Genomic DNA, 17,437 nt, shown 5'->3' with positions numbered 1-17,437 from the left:
AGTTGTTCGGGTTCCAATTGGGCACAGGTCCTGGATTTTCTTATATGTATTGACATGTATATACGTATAAACGTATAATAACGACATGCAATCGGTCTTTGAAGTAATCGTCGAGCCAAATCGCCGAGCGATTCTGAGCCTATTGGCGGCTTCGGAGCAGTCGGTTGGCGAGATCGAGAAGCAGTTGGGGATGTCTCAACCAAAGGTCTCGAAGCACTTGCGGGTGCTGCGCGACGCGGGGCTTGTGCAGGCCCAGATCGACGCCCAGCGACGGGTGTACCGGGTGCGGGCGGAGTCTTTGCGCGAAGTCGAGGATTGGCTGACGCCCTTCCGCCGATTCTGGACGGCGCATGTGGACGCCCTAGAACGTCATTTGGATCAGATGGAGGACCAAGAATGAGCGAGCCGAATCCGAAGGTGGATTGGTTTTTCAACCGTCCGGTGGAATGGAAGAGCGAGTATGCAAGGTTGCGAGAGATCGCCCTCGACAGCGGCCTCACGGAGGAGTTGAAATGGGGCTGCCCATGCTACACGCACGACAAGAAAAATATCGTCCTGATCCATGGATTTAACGAGTACTGCGCCCTGCTGTTCTTCAAGGGTGCGATCCTGAAGGACCCTCACAATGTGCTGATCCAGCAAACGGAAAACGTGCAGTCCAGCCGCCAAATTCGGGTTGCGAGCGTGGACGAGATCAACCGTCTGGAGCCGATCATTTTGGCTTACATCCGCGAGGCGATCGTGGTGGAGGACGCGGGATTAAGGGTGGCTCTGAAGCCGACGAGCGAATTTACGGTCGTCGAAGAGTTCCAGCAGCGACTGGACCAGGACGCCGAGTATCGAGCCGCTTTTGAGGCCTTGACGCCGGGCCGACAGCGAGGCTATCTGCTGTATTTTGCTGGAGCCAAGCAAGCCAAAACGCGAGAGGCGAGGATCGAGAAATCGAAACCTATGATCATGGAAGGCAAAGGCTTGCAGGACTAGCGAGCACAAAGATTTTTTCAAATGAACTTAAGTAGCTGAGAGAAGACAAATGAGTAATCGAGAACTATACAGTCCGGGCGCGGCGAACGTCGCACATGTAGAGAAAGACGGGGACCATTGGACCCTAGTGGTTGAGAAGAGCTTGCGGCATTCGCCCGAGAAGGTCTGGGCTGCCCTGACGGAGCCGGAGCAGTTGTCGCAGTGGTCGCCATTTGATGCCGATGGCAATCTGGGGAAGGTCGGCGTGACCGCCAAACTGACGACGGTCGGCGCTCCGCCCGAGTACGCCTCGGAGACGACCGTGACGCGAGCCGAGGCTCCGCACGTGCTGGAATACAAATGGGGCACATTCAACATGCTGTGGCAGTTGGAACCGACCGACGAGGGCACAAAGCTGACCCTTTGGACGAACATCGCCCGCGGTTACATCGGCATGGGCGCGGCTGGATGGCATGTCTGCTTCGACGTGCTGGACTTCCTGCTGGCGGGCGAGCCGATCGGTCGATTGGTCGCTCACGACGCCCTTCACCTGGAGGGTTGGCAGAGGCTGAACCGGGAGTATTCCGAGCAGTTCGGCATCGAGGTCAAGGTGCCAAATTGGTGAGGCGATGAGCGAAGGACTGAGTAAAGAAGAGAAAGCCGCCCTGCGCGATACGATGCGCGAACGGAAGCGGGCCAAAGACGTTGACGGCGGCCAGCTCCTGAAGGAAGCGTTGGAGGCGCTACCGGAGGCGGATCGAGCCCTGGGTGAGGTGGTGTGCGCCGTGATTCGAGAGGCGGCACCGGAGCTAACGCCGAGAACCTTCTACGGAATGCCGGCCTACGCTGGCGCGGGCGGCAAGGTCGTGGTGTTCTTCCAAGGCGGCACCAAGTTTAAAACGCGATACTCGACGGTCGGATTCTCGGACATGGCGAAGCTGGACGACGGGCCGATGTGGCCCACCGGCTTTGCCCTGAAGGAGTGGACGCCGGAGGTTGAGGCGAGGCTGAGAGAGTTGGTGAAGAGAGCGGCGGGATAACGCAACCGCACGGTACTTTGGTTACATACTCGATATATGATTGGCGTTTGGCTTCTTTTCGGCCTTGCGGCAGGCTCTCAGCAGAGCCCACCCTTGCACTTGGCTGAGGTGATCAATCTTCCGGGTCGGACGACGCGATTTGACTACCAGTCTTTCGACGAAAAGTCGCGTCGTCTCTTCCTTTCCCACATGGGTGACGGACACCTGGTGGTCATCGATGTCGACAAAAAAGCGGTTGTTGCCGATCTGCCGGGTTACGGAACCGTGACCGGAGTCTTGGCCGTCCCGAACGAGGAAAAGGTCTACGCGTCGGCAACGGAAACCCACGAGGTCGTCGTGACAGACATGAATACTCTGAAAGTCATCACCAGGCTGAAGGGTGTGCGTTTTCCCGACGGCATCGCGTATGTTCCGGGCGTGAGGCGGGTGTTTGTTTCCGATGAGTCGGGCGGAATCGATTTGGTCATCGATGCGGTGACGAATAAGGTCCTTTCTAGGATTGATCTGGGAGGGGAGGCGGGCAACACTCAATACGACGCGAAGAACAATCGCATCCTGGTTGCGGTTCAAAGCCGGAATGAGATGGCCGCGATCGATCCGAAAACGCTAACGGTCAAGAAATATCCGATATCCGGCGGCGATCAGCCCCACGGCTTCTACGTCGACGCTGCTCGCAACTTGGCCTACGTGTCGTGCGAAGGCAGCGATTCGTTGTTGGTTGTGGATTTGGCTACCATGAAGACCCTTCAGAAATTTCCGGTCACAAGTGGTCCCGATGTGCTGGCCTTCGATAAGGGTTTGAAGCGGCTCTATGTCGGGTGCGAGGGTGGCGCGGTCGATGTTTTCGAGGTCGTGGGGCGGGGGCTGAAGTCGCTAGGCTCGTACAACGCGGCAAACGCTCACACATTGTCTGTGGACCAGAAAACCCACCATGTGTTCGTGGCCCTGAAGGACGACGGGGGGAAACCGCGCCTACGTGTTCTTGAGCCCGTGCTCAAGTAATTTCGGCTCATCGGCGAAGACTCGTAAAGTAGGCGAGGGCCTCGCTCATCAGCCAAACGTGGCCCTTACCCGGGACGGATTGCGTTGAAATCTTGGTGAATCCGTGGCTTTTAGCGGCGGCTTCGGCGGCTTGCCATTGGGCGAAAAACGGTTTGCCCGGTGCGCAGAATGGGTCGTCGCTTCCGTGGATTTCGTGGATGGGAAGGTCAGCTTTGGCGCTCGACTTCGAAAAGCTTCCTTCGGTGATGCCTCGGCCCTGATAGTTGGGCGAATTCGGCGCGGATGCGTTCAGCCAATCCGGGTGGCGGAAGGTCAGCGCGAAGAGTGTGTGGCATCCGGCCTCAAACGCCGAAGCATACGCCTTCGGTTCGCCGGAATAGGTGGCTTTGACGTCGGCGAGGACGGCACTAATGCCGTCGAGGTCGAAATTGTATTCTCCGACCTGATCGACCCTTTTCCAATCTTCAGCGGAATACTTGTAGGTCGGCACGCTCCGATAGCTTGGCCCTCCGTTGGTGACGACCATCGGCACCACTACGATGAAGGGCTGGTGACCTCGGGCCTTGGCGAATCGTTCGGCGGCTCCGGCGAAGTCTCTCTCGGCATCTTCGATCGCCAAAACAACGGGCCATTTCTTGCCTGCGTTCCATCCTTCGGGCAACGAAAGGTAGTACTTCATAGGATGCCGCGTGGCCGTCTTGAACTCAACCGCGGGAAGCGGATAAGGGGCCATCGCGACGGCAAGAATGCTGGCGATCATTGGTCACTAATACTTTGCGCCAAAAGGTTTTGTTCCGCCAAATTGGACAGTGAGAGGCGGCCTGCTTCCGCCTCCTTCGTTCGTGCTCTTACAGCAGACTCGACGGAACGTGCCAGACGATCACTCGTCGGCCATAGGTTTCGCCTTCTTTGGACTTTGCCCACCCCACAACCTGGTACCCGCCAAGCTCCGGCGAAACGCTGAGCGCCTGGCTTCCGGTGATGTATGACGATCCCAACGCCGCGTTGAGGTCGACGAAGTGGCTAGAGGTGCCGTTCCAGATACAGGCTCGATAGATTTGGTCGTTGTTGGGCAACACGTACCACCCCACCGCGACATCGTTGGAAAGACCCAGTACTTGCGAGCCGCCCGCGAACGATGGGTTGAGGTCTACGACGCTGTCGGCGGAGCCGTGCCATAGGCAGGCGTGGATGCTCTTGCTGGCATCGTTTTGCGTAAAGGTTCCGCCCTCCGTATTGCCCGATACAGCATACGCCGCCGAGCCGCTGTAGCCGGTTGGGTCGAGGTAGGCCAGAGTGTGATCGGTACCCGTCCACATAACCGCCTTGCTTCCGGGAATTGTGGGGGTGCTCGTGACCCATCCGACGATATTTGAACCCGAAATCGCGGTTGCATAGGACTCGCGCCATTCGGAGGGGTGGAGATCGACGTAGCTAGCGGCAGAGCCCATCCAAAGGCAAGCTTTCCTTATTTTATGTCCGACCTCGGTGGAACCGCTGATGCCCAATGCCTCCGAGAAGTCGGTCGGGCAAAGGTTCACGTAGCCGCCGTGGGTGATGATGGCGGCCGAGAAGGAACTGCCATTCGGGCTTATGGTTCCCGCGCCGACGTCGCCATCCATCGCGTTGATGATGGAGCTATACATCCCGGTCGGGTGGCAGTCTTGCCTTTCGCCGTTGGACCAAATGGCGGCTCGGTCGTGTTCAGGGGCGAATTCGTAGGAGAAGTAGCCGCCGATCGTTCCTGAGCCGGGGGAAGCCGTACCCGCCGCGACGGCGGCGTCCGCGCTAGAAAGGTCTTCGAAGGTCACCTGTCCGATGCTTCCCTCGGTCGCCGTGATGGTCGTGTTTTGACTGGCGATGCCATCGACCGTCACCTTGACGGTTAGGGTTCCTGCCACCGTCGCTGTCAGTAGACCGTCCGGTGTCAGGGTTGCGCCGCTTCCAGAAACAAGCGTCCATTTGGCCGATCCAGGCGAGACCGCAACGACCGTGCTTTGGTCACCATCGGCTTCGAAAAGGAGCTGGGTCGCGGTCGAGCCGACGCTGACGGTGGTTGGTGGGATGACTTTGCAGGATTTGACGGTGTTGGTCAAGCTGAAATTGATCAGGTTGAAATTGTTGCCCGTCGCATTCACGTCGCCGGTCGCGACGCCGACGATGTCGCCGGTTTGGTTGGGGCCCGAGAAGAAGGTCGAGGTGATGCGAGCCGGTTCGTGGGTCCAGGGCTGGCCGATCGGGTACCTCCCGGTGTGCAGGCTGGTGTTGTCATCGCGCGTGATGTACACATCGCAGTTGGCGCCGGTATTCACGCCTTCGATATAAACATGAGCGGAGAGGGCCGAGCCGGGGGCAGGAATCGCCCCGTCGTCGCGGGTTCGCGCCGGCCAAGTGATGCTTACGGTCGGATTTTCGATCGTGGGTCCGACGGTTTCGCCTCCTCCGCCGCAGGCGAGCAGGGTCAATAATGCGGCGTATCCGAGCAGACGAGGAGGCAGTTTACGATTGATCATAGAGTGTTCCTATCAGGACACTCTTGCACTGGTCACCGTTACGAGAGCGTTACGGCGTTTGCCAAGCCAAACTCAAAGGGACTTTTCTTTTAGTAGGCTCGTCCCATTTCCGTTTGGTCGTTCGTTATGATGATGAAGGCAAGGTCGGGACCTTGTCCAACGGAAAAGTACGATGAAGTTTTTAGTTGCCGTTCACCATGCTGATGACCATGATGGTTCCGGCGAAGACAAAGCGAGGATTCAAGCCATCGACGACCTGAACGACGAAATGGTTGCGGCGGGCGTTCGGGTATTCGTTGGCGGCCTGCACCGGGCCGAAACCGCGAAGTCGCTCGTGGCTAAGCCGGGTGGCGAGGTGGTCGTTTCGGATGGGGCTTATTTACCCGGCGGTGAGCATGTTGCCGGACTTTGGGTTCTGGAAGTCGCCGACATGGAAGAGGCCTTGGAGTGGGGCCGAAAGGCGGCCCTTTCCTGCCGGGCGCCCGTTGAGGTTCGTCAGTTCCATGGAAGCCGGGACGAGACGTAGAACCGCCCGAGTCGAGCAATAATGACCTTATGGCCGCATTGCGAATGGACAACATCGGGATCGTCGTCGAGAACCTCGAGGTAGCGATCGAATTCTTTCTGGAGCTTGGGCTCGAACTCGAAGGTCGGGCGAAGGTCGAGGGAGAATGGGCGGGGCGGATCACAGGCTTGGGTGATCAAGAGGTTGAGATTGCGATGATGCGGATGCCGGACGGGCATGGGCGACTAGAGCTTTCGCGCTTTATTCGTCCTGCCGTGGTGGCGGACCATCGCAAGGCTCCTGTCAATGCGCTTGGGTATTTGCGCGTGATGTTTGCGGTGGAAAATCTCGACGAGGTGCTGGCGAAGTTATTGAAGATCGGGGCGACGCTCGAGGGGGAAGTTGTGCAGTACGAGGACATCTATCGGCTGTGCTACATCCGCGGGCCCGAAGGGATTTTGATTGGGCTCGCTGAAGAGCTAAAGTGACCGTCTCAGACTTCCGATGCCGGATGTACAATGGCGAAAATGAAGTTTGAGAACCAGGTTGCGCTCGTAACTGGCGGAGGGGCTGGACTTGGCTTGGCCTTTGCCCGTGGACTTGTGGCGGAAGGGGCGTCGGTGGTGCTTTGTGGTCGTCGGATGGACGTGCTGGAAAGCGCCGCCGCTCAGCTTGGGCCAGAACATCTCGCGCTTCGGTGCGACGTCACCCAAGAGACCGATATCGCGTCGGTCGTTGCGTCCACTATTGCGCATTACGGGAAGCTCGATATCTTGGTCAATAACGCGGGAATCGGAGACTGGATTCCCTTCGAGGAGACCTCTACCGAGTACTTCGACGCGGTCATCGCCACCAATCTTCGTGGGCCATTTCTGTGTTCGCGTCACGCGTGGCCGCACCTGAAGGAATCGAAGGGCCAGATTCTGAACATTAGCTCGATCGCCGGCGACAACGCCTACACCGACATGAGCGCTTACTGCTCCAGCAAGTGGGGTCTTAACGGACTTACGCAGGTTCTGGCGTTGGAGGGCGCACCCTTCGGAATCCGGGCGATGAGCGTTGGTCCGGGCGCGGCGGACACGGACATTTGGGGAGACCACGCGACGCCCGAACAGCGTGGACGAATGATGACGATCGACCAAGTCGCCGATCTGGGATTGTGGATGTTGGCCTCGCCTCGCAACGTTCACGTGAAGACGGTGATCATCGAGAACTTTGTGAGCGCTTTTGCCGAGTAGATGGCCGTGGGAATTTCATGCTCAAGAATTGAAGTCCGTGCCCTTTTTACCCACGGCTAAGCCCCATACCGCTGATGCGTTTTGGTTCTTAAGGGAAGAAAATGGTGGCGGTATCCCGATCGGGATGACCCCTATAGTGTCGTGGGAGTTCTCGTACATTGAATCTTCGGGCATGTCTAGAAATCTCCAGACGTCTCCTCCAATTGAGAGACATTTGAGAGACTAGAACATATCTCCAAGCAAATCAAAGGCACACCAATGTCGTCCGAGAAAACTTCACTTATTGAAGCTTTTCGAGGTCCTCGCTTCAATCTCCCGCACAAGCCTCTTATATCGCGGCAAAGATGCACTGAACATTATTGACTGATTTTCCTTACCATAAACGACGAAAGTACGAACGGACTTATTAAGGAAAGTCTCCAAGTCTTCAACATCGTCCCATAATATAGAATTCTTCTTTGTGCCAAATCTGAACTCAGCTAGGCCGTCTTTGAGTATGACTAAATCGGTTTTACAAACGACAAAGAAAAGGTAGCTAACTACAGATACAACTATGCTAGTAAGAACTATAGCGATGGATCCCAGCAACACTTGATCCAAACGGTTATTCAGAAGCATTCGGACACTCACAACGATGAACACCGCGTCCACGCCCGATGAGATCAAGAATCCAAGGATTAGAACAAATCTAGCATAATTGCCATATCCAAAACGACTATCGTCACTTGCACTTTTCACGCTTTCCACCAACCTTTATTCCAATGGATGGGGTAGCTGAGGTCCACTCGAATGTGAACGTTGGATCAACCCACCCAACCTCGCCTGGGGGTTCCTTACAGGTGCCGCATCCTTCAATTTTGGTCAGAAATGCCGACAGCCCAATGCAAACCTCAGCTTCTAGTACTACCTCGGGCGAGCCACTTTCATGGGCGGGACAAATGTCAGCTTCAGGAGCGGCCTGCATATCCGAAAATCTGTCGATGGATCCCGCCAAAGGGAAATGAGTGAAGCGAATCGGGACGATGTTGAGAGGATATGCTGGAATCCTGGTAGCGGATTGAAATTCACCAACCCTCATAAGCGCCATTGTAACACCAAGTGCGAGAAGGTGTTGGACACCGTCCGGTGCTTTCAATCCAACCCCAAAGCCGAGGACCATGAGTCTGGCCGCAAAAGACCCTGCGTATCCTTCGGGTACGCAGGCCACTCCATTAACCCAACTCACGCCGTGACTGGTCCAGTCCAACGAACCAGCGAGAGCTCGCGTTCATCGTAATCTGCTCGCACAAAGCCCGCTCGCTCCTGATGCTGTACAGAGCCATCAAAAGCCACGCCCGAAGAAGAACCGGAGTCGGAACGCTCGGATTGCCAACCTGGCCGTAGCTCGTCTCGAACGCAGACGCTAAACGCACATATCAGACATTGAAATCTGAGCGAATCTTGCGCAAAGGATGGTCCTCTGCCAGCAAAGACTCCTAAGGAGTCGAACCGAATAGCGACGATTGAGGCTTCTCGCGTCCTTGCATCAACGATATAGAAGATAGCCGGTAACAAACTGAAGAGGGTTCGTCAACACCTTTCCAGTGGCTTGCCAATAGTGAACAAAAACTATTTCATGCTAGGGCTAGCAATAAACAGGACTTTCACCGCAATACTTAGGAAACACAGTGAACCATATATTAAAGTGGCCACAAATGACGGAGGCGGAACTAAAACGCGGGATGAAAAGCACTTTTCTCGCCTAACCGCACAGATCGTAATAAAGACCGTTCTGCCGAGAACCAAAGTAATCAGTGCAGCAGCAATCATTGACCAAACCTGTGGGACCACATCACCTGTCAAATATTCGTGCATTGGATGGGCAAACATAACAAAAAGTGCAACAATTCCAAAAGATATTCGAGCGAAATACCAAGACATCTCCATTGACTGCCTGAGAATTGATCCGGAGTTGCCCCTATTTGAAAGATAATTCACCTTACTCATTTTGCACCTCTGGAGAGCCACTTTCGTGGGCGGGACAAATGTCAACTTCAGGTGTGGCCTGCATACCCGAAAATCTGTCGACGGATCCCGCCAAAGGAAAATGTCGAAGATTCCGAGAGGCTGAGCCGAATCGGAAAGCGATATGAATCCGGACGAAGCTGAGAGGATATGCAGGCACTCCGGTAGCCGAGCGAGTTTGAAATTCGCCGACCTTCATAAGTTTGATTGTAACACCAAGCGCGAGAAGGTGTTGGACATCGTTCGAACTCCAAATCCAACACGAAACCCGAGGACCATGAGTCTGGCCGCAAAAGACCCTACGTATCCTTCGGGTATGCGGGCCACTCGGTTAACCCATCTCACATAGTGACTGGTCAGTTCACGAAATGCTCGTCAACTCTAACCTGGTCAGGAAATGGGGACTGATCAGCCCTAACTCATACACTTGGTCATTTTAAGCGACAACGAGCGTCTGTCGGCTTTTCTACTAGGTTTGTCTTTCACTAATCTCTATGTTGTAGAAGGTAAATCTCAAACTTAATCTTGGTCCAAATTGTCTCATCCAAGGAACGAGCATACGTAACGGTACAATTTGGTAGTCGATTTATCGACGCCGTTTTAGGCTGGTTGGAAAATTCAATATAGCTTGAGTCTCCCATATTTGCATATATTGTTGACTTTTCGTCTTTTGAATATAATGCAAATCCTCGGGTATTTAATTCGTCTCTGCTCGATAACAAGAGTGCCGTACAATCGATGGGCACTACATATTCATCGAATTCCGATACAGTACCAGTCGGGTTTGTTGAGAATCGACCCATATCCACTCTCTTAAGATAGCCTGACCGCAGAAAGCTAAATGGTTCACGTCTCGTGCCCAAAAGTAATATTGCCACTGATGCAGCTATAGCGGTTACCAGCAGTGTGCGGGTAAATCGCCTGAATCTAATAACCCTTAGTCTCATGTCAAACTAGGCAACGGTCGCTATTGCCAGAACGGCGAGCCACTTTCGTGAGCGGGACAAATGTCGGCTTCAGGAGTGCTCTGCATACCCGAAAATCTGTCGATGGATCCCGCCAAAGGGAAATGAGCGAAGATTCCGAGAGGCTGAGCCGAATCGGAAAGCGAAGCGAATCGGGACGATGTTGAGAGGATATGTTGGAACCCTGGTAGCGGATTGAAATTCACCAACCCTCATAAGAGCGATTGTATCACCACGCAAAAAATGGAATAGGAAATAGTGGGCGGTATAGTTCCGATTCCATTCCCCCTCGCTTCGCCCCAAACCTGAACTCTGCGACTCAGAGGATGTCACAGGTCAAACCGATCGTCAGAAATGATTTTGGCCCCAAGCGGAGACCAAGGCCCAAATGGTCCTACGTGTCATCGATGTCTTCACCGAATCAGACGGGCAAAATAGACTCTTTGGGAAGTCTTAGACGGTCTCTGCCAGATGAAAGAGCAAACTAGCTCGAGATCCGATTTTTGAAGGCCCTTGCGAGGGGTTGCATCGCGCTTTCCGGGTAGGGATAGACCGAGCTCACGTTGATCTCGCAGAGCATATAGCCACGATCGGCAAACATCAAATCGATGTCCCAGAGCATCGGAAGTTCGTCGAACGTAACGCCGACCTTCTCCATCAGTTGGGGCAGCCACTCCGATTCGGCCTGCCGCCTAAGGTCTTGGAAGCGTTCATCGGTCGGCGGAGAATAGAGACGAGGGCCGGAATCGGTCCCCGGCACAAGCGCGTTCACTTCTTGGTGGCCAAATCCTTCGATTCGGTCTTGCACAAAATAGCACCGGATCGTGCCTTCCCCGATTCGGAGGTTGTATTCCTGATCGTACATGGGGCCGGTGGCGAAATAGGGGGCGCAGTTCTCGATCCACTGCTCGAGGGGAAGTTCTTCCTCCTGGCTGCCCCTCGGGGCGTGTCGTGCAAGGACTCGTTCCGGGTCGCTGGTGGGAGTCAGTTTCCAGATGCCCTGGCCGCTATGTCCGCGAAACTGCTTCAGCACTCGCGGTCCGGTAGAGAGCGAACCGACGAGCCCGTGACGCATTTCGTCCATCGTCGAGTAGCGGCGAACGTCCGAGCCCCAACTCATTTCGCGTGTCGTGAATAGCACTTCCTTCGTGCCCATCTTCTGGATGGTCGCAGGATGGGTTCGGACCAGCACTCCCGAATCGGCTATCTCGGCAAGCAAAGCGTCGAGCTTGGCGCGCGTCCGTCCTTCATCGGTGATCGGATTGACCCAAACCTGGACGGCGTCCACGTGCCTAAGCTGCGCCCGAACTTCATCGGCAAAGTTGTCATTGTAGACACATGGCTCGACTTCGAATCCTTCTGTCCGGAATGCGGCGGCGGTTGGGGCCAAGCGGTGCTCGTCCAGGTTGACGGCATCTCTGGTCTCCCGACTTCCGTGCCACATCAAAGCGATTTTCATGTTGATGAGTCTACGCCTAGTCTTGAATTTTTTTCCTCTCTGATAGGTGACGCTTCGTTCCACAGGACAAAAGAAGAAGACTTAACACGCCGCTGGTTGTCAGTAGAGAATCGGTCACTCTAAACTTCGCCATCGGCTATTCATTCTCGAAAAAGATCGCCACTCTTCCGCCGCCTGATTTCTCATTCTCGTTTCATCGGCTCATCGCGAGTCTCGAACGGCTCTGATGGGGCGATGCCGAGTAATGGCGAAAATCCAAGCGTTGGATTGAGTGATCTGTATGGCAGACGTAGAATCACCTTGGGGGATGTACGTGATTGGCACCTGACGAAGTTGGCGGGGTGTCCCGATGAATCGGGATGACCCCCTACAGTGTCATCCAAGTTTCTTGAGGTTCAAAGAGAAGGTTTCGAATCCACAGAGATGCCCAGAAGTCTCTCAATTTCTCCTCAAATTGAGAGACTGAATCACCTCGCAGCATGAGTCTCCTCTGGTTTGTTCTTCAAACGCGCTCCATTTCGATTCATCTACTTCGCCTGAAAATCAAAGGTATAAGTCAGTGGCTGCATTCCGGTTGCCGAAACGATGAGTGTAAGTCGCCAAGGTCCCCTCATGCTGAAGGTGGCCTTTACAGCGTACTTGCCTTTGCCGAGGTCCTTAACCGCCGGGTGAGTCGTGCCCATATCCATGTTCGTCATCGCGACGGCGGTCGTGATCTTCGCACCGGTCACGGCCTTACCATCCGGTGTGTTGATTGTGATGGAGACGTTATTGTCACCGATACCAGCCTTCTCAATCTTGGCCTCGACCTTCAAGGCTTTTGAGTTTGCCATGGGCATGTCTTTCATCGGGGAATCACCACCTTCGCTAAAGTTTTCGGCATTGAACACCATATCCATGGGGAGCATTTTCATCCCTTCCATGCCGGAACCGGACACCATCATGAGAATCATCATTTTGACCATCGGCTCAAGCTTGCCAAATCCAGTTCGAGTATCCCAGTCTTCGTTGCCTGTCCACTCATAGGAGGACTTTTCCTTCAGTTGGGGCATCGACACTGCAACGTGTCCCATGCTTGTCATGTCATAGCCTTGCTCCGGTTTTGTCGGCTCCTTTTTCGGGTCTTGGTTTACGGGCTCGGTGGTGGAAGGTTCAGTCTTCGCGGGGTCCTTTTTGGGAGAATCCGTCCCCTTCGGATCAGTTTTCGGCGGCTCAGTCTTATCCTTGGGCTGAACTGCGGGAGTTCCCGATTCGCCGATCTTTATCGTTTGTTTGGTTGGTTTCCACGGTCCCTTTGCCCCCGAAGTCATGTCAAAGTTGACGGTGAATTTGGGGTCTTTGCTGATGAGGGTTACCCGCCACGGACCGTCCATCAGAAACATGGGCTTCAAGGTGTAGTGTCCAGGTGCGGTTTCTCTTACCGCGGGATGGGCCGTCCCCATATCCATGTTTGTCATGCCCACGTTTGAGACAAGCTTCAAGCCGGCGACCGGCTTTGAGCCTTCCATGAAGGTGATCTCAAGGACGTTCTCGCCCGTTTTAGGTGCGGCAGGCTTAATGACGGCCGAAGCTTCAAGAGTTCTGCCGCCAGCGGGAGGGTTCTGTTGAAAAGCAGGCAGAGAAGCCGAGAATGTCGAAACGAAGAGAAGTGAGTACAGTTGTTTTCTTAACATGGTGACTCCTTAATTTGGAATGTATTGGTGGAGCAGGTTCGTCGGCGACCTGCGCGGTCCGATGCTCTGATTGAAGGTTGAGCCAAAGTTGAACGAAAGTCCAAACTGTAAGACCAGGGCGTCACTGTGACCGCCAAAAGCCATAGTCATCCCGCTGCTTCGACGCTCGTAGCCAAGCTGAGAAACAAAGTCGAAGCCTTGGCCCAAGTTCTTCCCGTAACTCAAGGCGACACCATAGGAGTTCGCATTGGGCACCTTTGAATAACGCTTCATTCCGGCGGTCATGGCGATTTGCGACGCCGGTTTTCCGAACGGGCTGTAGAGTTTGCGCAGCGATAGCGCAATCGACTCCTGATCGGCCCGGTACGTGTCATTGAGCGTGGTTAGCGTGTTGGTATCGTTGCCAAACGACACTTGGCCCAAAAGGCGTAAATCCAGCTTATCCACGAGGCCCGGCTGCAAATTGAGGACTCCACCGCCATAGAAGACATTCGATGTCCCGCCGAAGCTTTTGTTGATGGCTCGACTTTCGAGACCGAAGCCATAGGACGGAAAGCGATCGATGGTGCTTAGAGCTGGGTTGCCTTCATACTGGAAACTGATTCCCACCGAGTTAAGCCCGCTGTCGCTTTGTCCAACCCCGGCACTGTCGATCTGGTGCTGCGCATGAACATTGAGGAAGTGGTGAAGATCGCCGTTAAACACGATGCCCGCAACATTGCTATAGCGGTGTTCTTCGGGGTTAGCTCCGTTCGAGAAGGGATTCAGAACCGACGTATAGTCCACCAGGTCGTCCTCCCGGATCGTCGGAAACTCAACGATTTGAGCGGTCGGCGTATTGGTCCGTCCGATATATCCTTCGAAGCGCAATTCTTGGAAATCTGCGAACGCCTGATGCATGAAGACCTGCTTTCCGTGCCCGCTGTTTGCTTCGTCGATTGCAACGCCGCCAAGGGTAAAACTGCCGATGGCCCCTCGATACATTCGCTGGGCAACACCGAAGCTCAACGACGAGTCCGAAAAGTTGATCTGGCTTCGGCTTCCTATGCCTCTACCGCCAAACATGCCTTCGCGGCCGAAATCCAGCGTTGCAAGCCCCGAGCCGGCGATTTCAATTTGCGGTTGCAGACTAATTTGCTGCACAGGGGATTGTTGAGTCTGTGCTCCAGACGCAGCAGTAAGAGCGCTTGTGGCCAAGATTCCGATGTATTTAATTTGTGTTTTCATTTGCCTTTACTCCTGTTTCTATGAGCTGATCGCGATGACCTCTTCCCACTTGATGCCCGCCTCACGAGCATCTTCGTACATTAGCATGGTCATCATCCCGCCCGGATGTTGGCCGTTATTGGTCGTACACAGATCGCTATGGTCGTGGAAATGCCAGAATCCCGGGTTCGTACCTTGGATTACAATGTCGCTGGTTGTGCCAGGATAGATTGGAATTGTGTTCATCCGCACCGGCGCCGCCAGGGGCGATCCGTCTTGGCAGACGTGCCAGAAGTCATGCCCATGAAGGTGGATGAAGTGCGGCATGAAGCCTCCGGCAATGAGCCGGACCCGAATGTTCTCGTCGCGCCGAATCATGAGGGGATCGGTCATCGGATACGACTTTCCGTTGATCATGAAGTAGTTCGGCGTGATGGGCATTGCCGTTCCGGTTCTCGCCGCCAGATACGGCGGGATGTACCCGTTCTTGACCGCCTTCACGAACTCCTCTTTCGATTTGAACCAACCCATCATCTTGCCGTTCATTTCTCGCATCATCTTTGCGCTGTGGTTCATTCGCTCCATTTGGACGCCCATCTCAACCATCTCGGACATCATGTTGCGAACGAAATTGGTGTCAAGTTCGCTCAAGATCATGGTGTATTCGCGCTTGTACGGGAACGTCTTCTGCACGATATCGGGCTCCTTGGGCTCGACGATCAGAGATCCGACAAGACCCGCCTGTTGGTGGAGCGTTGTCATAACGTGGCAATGATAGAAGTGCGTGCCGGCCGGCTGCGCCTTCCACAGATATCGGAACTCCTGGTTAGGACCAACTGGCCACTGAGTTCCCAGGGGCACGCCGTCCATTTCCATGGGGACCATGATGCCGTGCCAATGAATGGTATGGAATTCGGGACTGCTGTTTTTAAGATTGATCTGCACCCAGTCGCCTTCCTTGACCCTAATTTCCGGGCCGGGATACGACTTGTTGAACATGAACATGTGGGTCTGGACGCCCGGCACGATTTCGTGAACCTCAATCGTTACCTCGATGTCGTGAACATGAATCTTTTCGCCCGGTTTCGGGCGGTCGCGCGGCGGGTACGGCGGATGGGTTTCTAGCGGATCGAAGGCCGAGGGCCACTGCGACACCTGTTGCTGCGCAGTAGCCCTGTGCCCTTGTTGCCCGAAAGCATTGCCCATGAGTCCGGTTCCGAGTCCGATACCTCCTAGCTTGAGGAGTTCTCGCCGACCGAGAGTTTCCTCGTTGTTTTCACTTGGTTTGTCTTTGCTCATGATGTCTCAGCGGACGGTAATGGTCCCGTACATACCTGCGGCGGCGTGTCCTGCAGTCGTACATATATAGCTATAAGAACCCTTCTTGACCGGCACCTTAATCGCAAATTCCTGCCCGAAGAAAGACTTGCCCGACATGGGTTTTAGTTCGGCTGAGCCAACCGAGCCTTTCGTTCCGATCTTGGCGTCAAACGGAGCGGCTTCCGAAGTGAATCGAAGGCTGTGGAGCATATCGTCGTCGGTGTTGACGAAGAGGATATGAAGCGTTGCGCCTGGCTTCACGACAAGGCAAGGATTGCGCAAACTCTGGATTCGATACGACATCATATCGTTCTTCGGTCCGGTCTCAACGACAAGCTGGGCAGAGGCCGAGCTGAACGTGATCGACTTCTTGTCCGAGCTTACACTTCCAGCCGTCGCTTTCCTTCTCGCTTTTGCCAGACTACTTGCGCTCACGGTCAGTTTCTTCGTTCCGCTGACGGCGAATCCGTCGGCGGAACTAATAGCGGCGGCGCTGATCGTAATGGCCAAAGCCGGAAATAGCGTGAAGGCTCTCATTGGTTGTCGCCTCCACCGCTCTTTTGTGCTGGCTTCTCAGCGGCAATTGGAGCAGGGGTCTTAACATGTCCCTTCGCGACTTCGGCAAACTTTGCCGGCTCTTTACCAAACGGTCCTTCACACCCTCCGCAGCAGAAGTAGTAACGGGTGCCGTTAAAGTCTCCGTATCCGCTTGCCTTGGTATAGGACGTGACGACTTCTTTGCTCACAGGGCAGTACAGAGCTTCCTTCTTTGGTAGGACCCCGAATTTTGCGGGTTCCTTGTCAAATGCCGCTTTGTCGGCTTCTGACTCGAAGTAGAAGCGGAGGCCTTTGTAATCGGTGAAGCCGCCTTTGGCCTTGTCCGCTTCGAGACGCTTCATGCTGACCGGATCGAAAAGGAATACGCCGATCGTCTTGCCGGTCTTCGCGGCTTTGTCGAGGGCAGCCTTGGGATCTTTTTCGAATTGCGTATCGCAACCCGCGCAGCAGTACGTGAAGCGAGCACCGTTATATTCGGTGACTTTCATGCCCTTAACGATCGGTTCGCCGGTGATGGGGCAAGAGATGGCCGGGGCTTGTTGGGTGACGAGTGACATCGCGGTTGTCGCGACAAGGGTAGTAAAGATCATTTTTGTATCCAGTTGAAATTGGTAGTCAAAGACGCCGAAAAACCCTGCTGCGCCACTTTTCAGCGCACAAGGTTGGGAGCTTTACACAACTGGAGGAGCCCGACCGTGATCAGGCGCATACTCACCAAGAACGGGTGGGCTAGAGTCGTTGCCAAAATATCCCGGCTCGGGAACACGAACGACGCTAAACTTCAAGTCACGGGTATCTGGCAAGGTGGCAGGCAGGTCGACATTGGGAGCCTGAACCCCGATATCCTGTTTCTGCACCGAAAACGCAGAGGCGCAGCTTGCAATTGACGGACATCCGCAAGAATCCTTGTGCTCAGAACCGATTTGAGCCAAACCACTGTGGTCGTGAACCGAGGGCTCGTCCTTTTCATGATCGCAGCAACTACCACCCC

At 54.7% G+C, this 17,437-nt stretch carries 17 protein-coding genes; 8 read left to right on the top strand and 9 right to left on the bottom strand.

Translation table 11 applies throughout. From position 1 onward, the window contains the following. Window positions 1-85: 85 nt before the first annotated feature. The 5 genes from GC165_04485 to GC165_04465 are packed head-to-tail and all read left to right on the top strand — an operon-like array spanning window position 86 to window position 3,005. Window positions 86-400, top strand: a complete 315-nt coding sequence (locus GC165_04485; protein ID MBI1332120.1) for a metalloregulator ArsR/SmtB family transcription factor — start codon at window positions 86-88, stop codon at window positions 398-400. Continuing rightward, on the top strand, window positions 397-984 hold the full coding sequence (locus GC165_04480) for a hypothetical protein (protein MBI1332119.1): 588 nt from the start codon (window positions 397-399) through the stop codon (window positions 982-984). The genes GC165_04485 and GC165_04480 overlap by 4 nt, the downstream gene beginning before the upstream one ends. A gap of 49 nt (window positions 985-1,033) precedes the next feature. Continuing rightward, a complete protein-coding gene (locus tag GC165_04475) occupies window positions 1,034-1,588 on the top strand; it encodes a polyketide cyclase (GenBank protein ID MBI1332118.1) in 555 nt (184 codons plus the stop codon). Between the two features lie 4 nt (window positions 1,589-1,592). Further along, the gene (locus GC165_04470; GenBank protein ID MBI1332117.1) at window positions 1,593-2,003 is read left to right on the top strand and encodes a hypothetical protein; all 411 of its coding nucleotides are present in this window, start codon (window positions 1,593-1,595) and stop codon (window positions 2,001-2,003) included. 36 nt (window positions 2,004-2,039) lie between these two features. Further along, window positions 2,040-3,005 (top strand): hypothetical protein, encoded by a 966-nt coding sequence (locus GC165_04465; protein MBI1332116.1) that lies wholly within the window; start codon window positions 2,040-2,042, stop codon window positions 3,003-3,005. A gap of 7 nt (window positions 3,006-3,012) precedes the next feature. On the opposite strand, the gene GC165_04460 is transcribed toward GC165_04465, so the two are convergent. Further along, on the bottom strand, window positions 3,013-3,765 hold the full coding sequence (locus tag GC165_04460; GenBank protein MBI1332115.1) for a hypothetical protein: 753 nt from the start codon (window positions 3,763-3,765) through the stop codon (window positions 3,013-3,015). Between the two features lie 88 nt (window positions 3,766-3,853). Then, window positions 3,854-5,518 (bottom strand): hypothetical protein, encoded by a 1,665-nt coding sequence (locus GC165_04455; protein ID MBI1332114.1) that lies wholly within the window; start codon window positions 5,516-5,518, stop codon window positions 3,854-3,856. 172 nt (window positions 5,519-5,690) lie between these two features. Here GC165_04455 and GC165_04450 point away from each other — a divergent pair, with 172 nt between their 5' ends. The 3 genes from GC165_04450 to GC165_04440 are packed head-to-tail and all read left to right on the top strand — an operon-like array spanning window position 5,691 to window position 7,261. Next, window positions 5,691-6,044: a hypothetical protein gene (locus GC165_04450; protein ID MBI1332113.1), complete on the top strand. Its 354-nt coding sequence runs from the start codon at window positions 5,691-5,693 to the stop codon at window positions 6,042-6,044. 29 nt (window positions 6,045-6,073) lie between these two features. After that, on the top strand, window positions 6,074-6,511 hold the full coding sequence (locus GC165_04445; protein MBI1332112.1) for a VOC family protein: 438 nt from the start codon (window positions 6,074-6,076) through the stop codon (window positions 6,509-6,511). Between the two features lie 30 nt (window positions 6,512-6,541). Continuing rightward, window positions 6,542-7,261, top strand: coding sequence for an SDR family NAD(P)-dependent oxidoreductase (locus tag GC165_04440; protein ID MBI1332111.1), 720 nt, complete (start codon window positions 6,542-6,544; stop codon window positions 7,259-7,261). Window positions 7,262-8,472: 1,211 nt separating this feature from the next. Here GC165_04440 and GC165_04435 read toward each other — a convergent pair. From GC165_04435 to GC165_04405, 7 genes are all read right to left on the bottom strand, one after another. Next, entirely contained in the window at window positions 8,473-8,673 is a 201-nt protein-coding gene (locus tag GC165_04435) for a hypothetical protein (protein MBI1332110.1), read from the bottom strand. A gap of 2,041 nt (window positions 8,674-10,714) precedes the next feature. Continuing rightward, window positions 10,715-11,689, bottom strand: a complete 975-nt coding sequence (locus GC165_04430; protein MBI1332109.1) for a Cj0069 family protein — start codon at window positions 11,687-11,689, stop codon at window positions 10,715-10,717. A 527-nt stretch (window positions 11,690-12,216) separates the two neighbouring features. Then, window positions 12,217-13,362, bottom strand: coding sequence for a hypothetical protein (locus tag GC165_04425; GenBank protein MBI1332108.1), 1,146 nt, complete (start codon window positions 13,360-13,362; stop codon window positions 12,217-12,219). A gap of 9 nt (window positions 13,363-13,371) precedes the next feature. After that, on the bottom strand, window positions 13,372-14,505 hold the full coding sequence (locus GC165_04420) for a hypothetical protein (GenBank protein ID MBI1332107.1): 1,134 nt from the start codon (window positions 14,503-14,505) through the stop codon (window positions 13,372-13,374). A gap of 102 nt (window positions 14,506-14,607) precedes the next feature. Beyond that, the gene (locus GC165_04415; protein ID MBI1332106.1) at window positions 14,608-15,867 is read right to left on the bottom strand and encodes a multicopper oxidase domain-containing protein; all 1,260 of its coding nucleotides are present in this window, start codon (window positions 15,865-15,867) and stop codon (window positions 14,608-14,610) included. Between the two features lie 6 nt (window positions 15,868-15,873). Then, complete coding sequence (locus GC165_04410) at window positions 15,874-16,425, bottom strand: hypothetical protein (protein ID MBI1332105.1); 552 nt, start codon at window positions 16,423-16,425, stop codon at window positions 15,874-15,876. Beyond that, entirely contained in the window at window positions 16,422-17,036 is a 615-nt protein-coding gene (locus GC165_04405; GenBank protein ID MBI1332104.1) for a hypothetical protein, read from the bottom strand. Before GC165_04405 ends, GC165_04410 begins: the two co-directional genes overlap by 4 nt. Between the last annotated feature and the right edge of the window lie 401 nt (window positions 17,037-17,437).

Source organism: Armatimonadota bacterium (genome assembly GCA_016125185.1).
GTDB lineage: Bacteria > Armatimonadota > Fimbriimonadia > Fimbriimonadales > Fimbriimonadaceae > Fimbriimonas.
The sequence above is the reverse complement of the archived record's forward strand: the minus strand, read 5'-3'. Positions and strand labels throughout refer to the sequence as shown.

Excerpts from the sequence above, each read along its gene's own strand:
- GC165_04485 (MBI1332120.1), top strand. The coding sequence starts at position 86 with ATGCAATCGGTCTTTGAAGTAATCGTCGAGCCAAATCGCCGAGCGATT.
- GC165_04480 (MBI1332119.1), top strand. The coding sequence starts at position 397 with ATGAGCGAGCCGAATCCGAAGGTGGATTGGTTTTTCAACCGTCCGGTG.
- GC165_04475 (MBI1332118.1), top strand. The coding sequence starts at position 1,034 with ATGAGTAATCGAGAACTATACAGTCCGGGCGCGGCGAACGTCGCACAT.
- GC165_04470 (MBI1332117.1), top strand. The coding sequence starts at position 1,593 with ATGAGCGAAGGACTGAGTAAAGAAGAGAAAGCCGCCCTGCGCGATACG.
- GC165_04465 (MBI1332116.1), top strand. The coding sequence starts at position 2,040 with ATGATTGGCGTTTGGCTTCTTTTCGGCCTTGCGGCAGGCTCTCAGCAG.
- GC165_04460 (MBI1332115.1), bottom strand. The coding sequence starts at position 3,765 with ATGATCGCCAGCATTCTTGCCGTCGCGATGGCCCCTTATCCGCTTCCC.
- GC165_04455 (MBI1332114.1), bottom strand. The coding sequence starts at position 5,518 with ATGATCAATCGTAAACTGCCTCCTCGTCTGCTCGGATACGCCGCATTA.
- GC165_04450 (MBI1332113.1), top strand. The coding sequence starts at position 5,691 with ATGAAGTTTTTAGTTGCCGTTCACCATGCTGATGACCATGATGGTTCC.
- GC165_04445 (MBI1332112.1), top strand. The coding sequence starts at position 6,074 with ATGGCCGCATTGCGAATGGACAACATCGGGATCGTCGTCGAGAACCTC.
- GC165_04440 (MBI1332111.1), top strand. The coding sequence starts at position 6,542 with ATGGCGAAAATGAAGTTTGAGAACCAGGTTGCGCTCGTAACTGGCGGA.
- GC165_04430 (MBI1332109.1), bottom strand. The coding sequence starts at position 11,689 with ATGAAAATCGCTTTGATGTGGCACGGAAGTCGGGAGACCAGAGATGCC.
- GC165_04425 (MBI1332108.1), bottom strand. The coding sequence starts at position 13,362 with ATGTTAAGAAAACAACTGTACTCACTTCTCTTCGTTTCGACATTCTCG.
- GC165_04415 (MBI1332106.1), bottom strand. The coding sequence starts at position 15,867 with ATGAGCAAAGACAAACCAAGTGAAAACAACGAGGAAACTCTCGGTCGG.
- GC165_04410 (MBI1332105.1), bottom strand. The coding sequence starts at position 16,425 with ATGAGAGCCTTCACGCTATTTCCGGCTTTGGCCATTACGATCAGCGCC.
- GC165_04405 (MBI1332104.1), bottom strand. The coding sequence starts at position 17,036 with ATGATCTTTACTACCCTTGTCGCGACAACCGCGATGTCACTCGTCACC.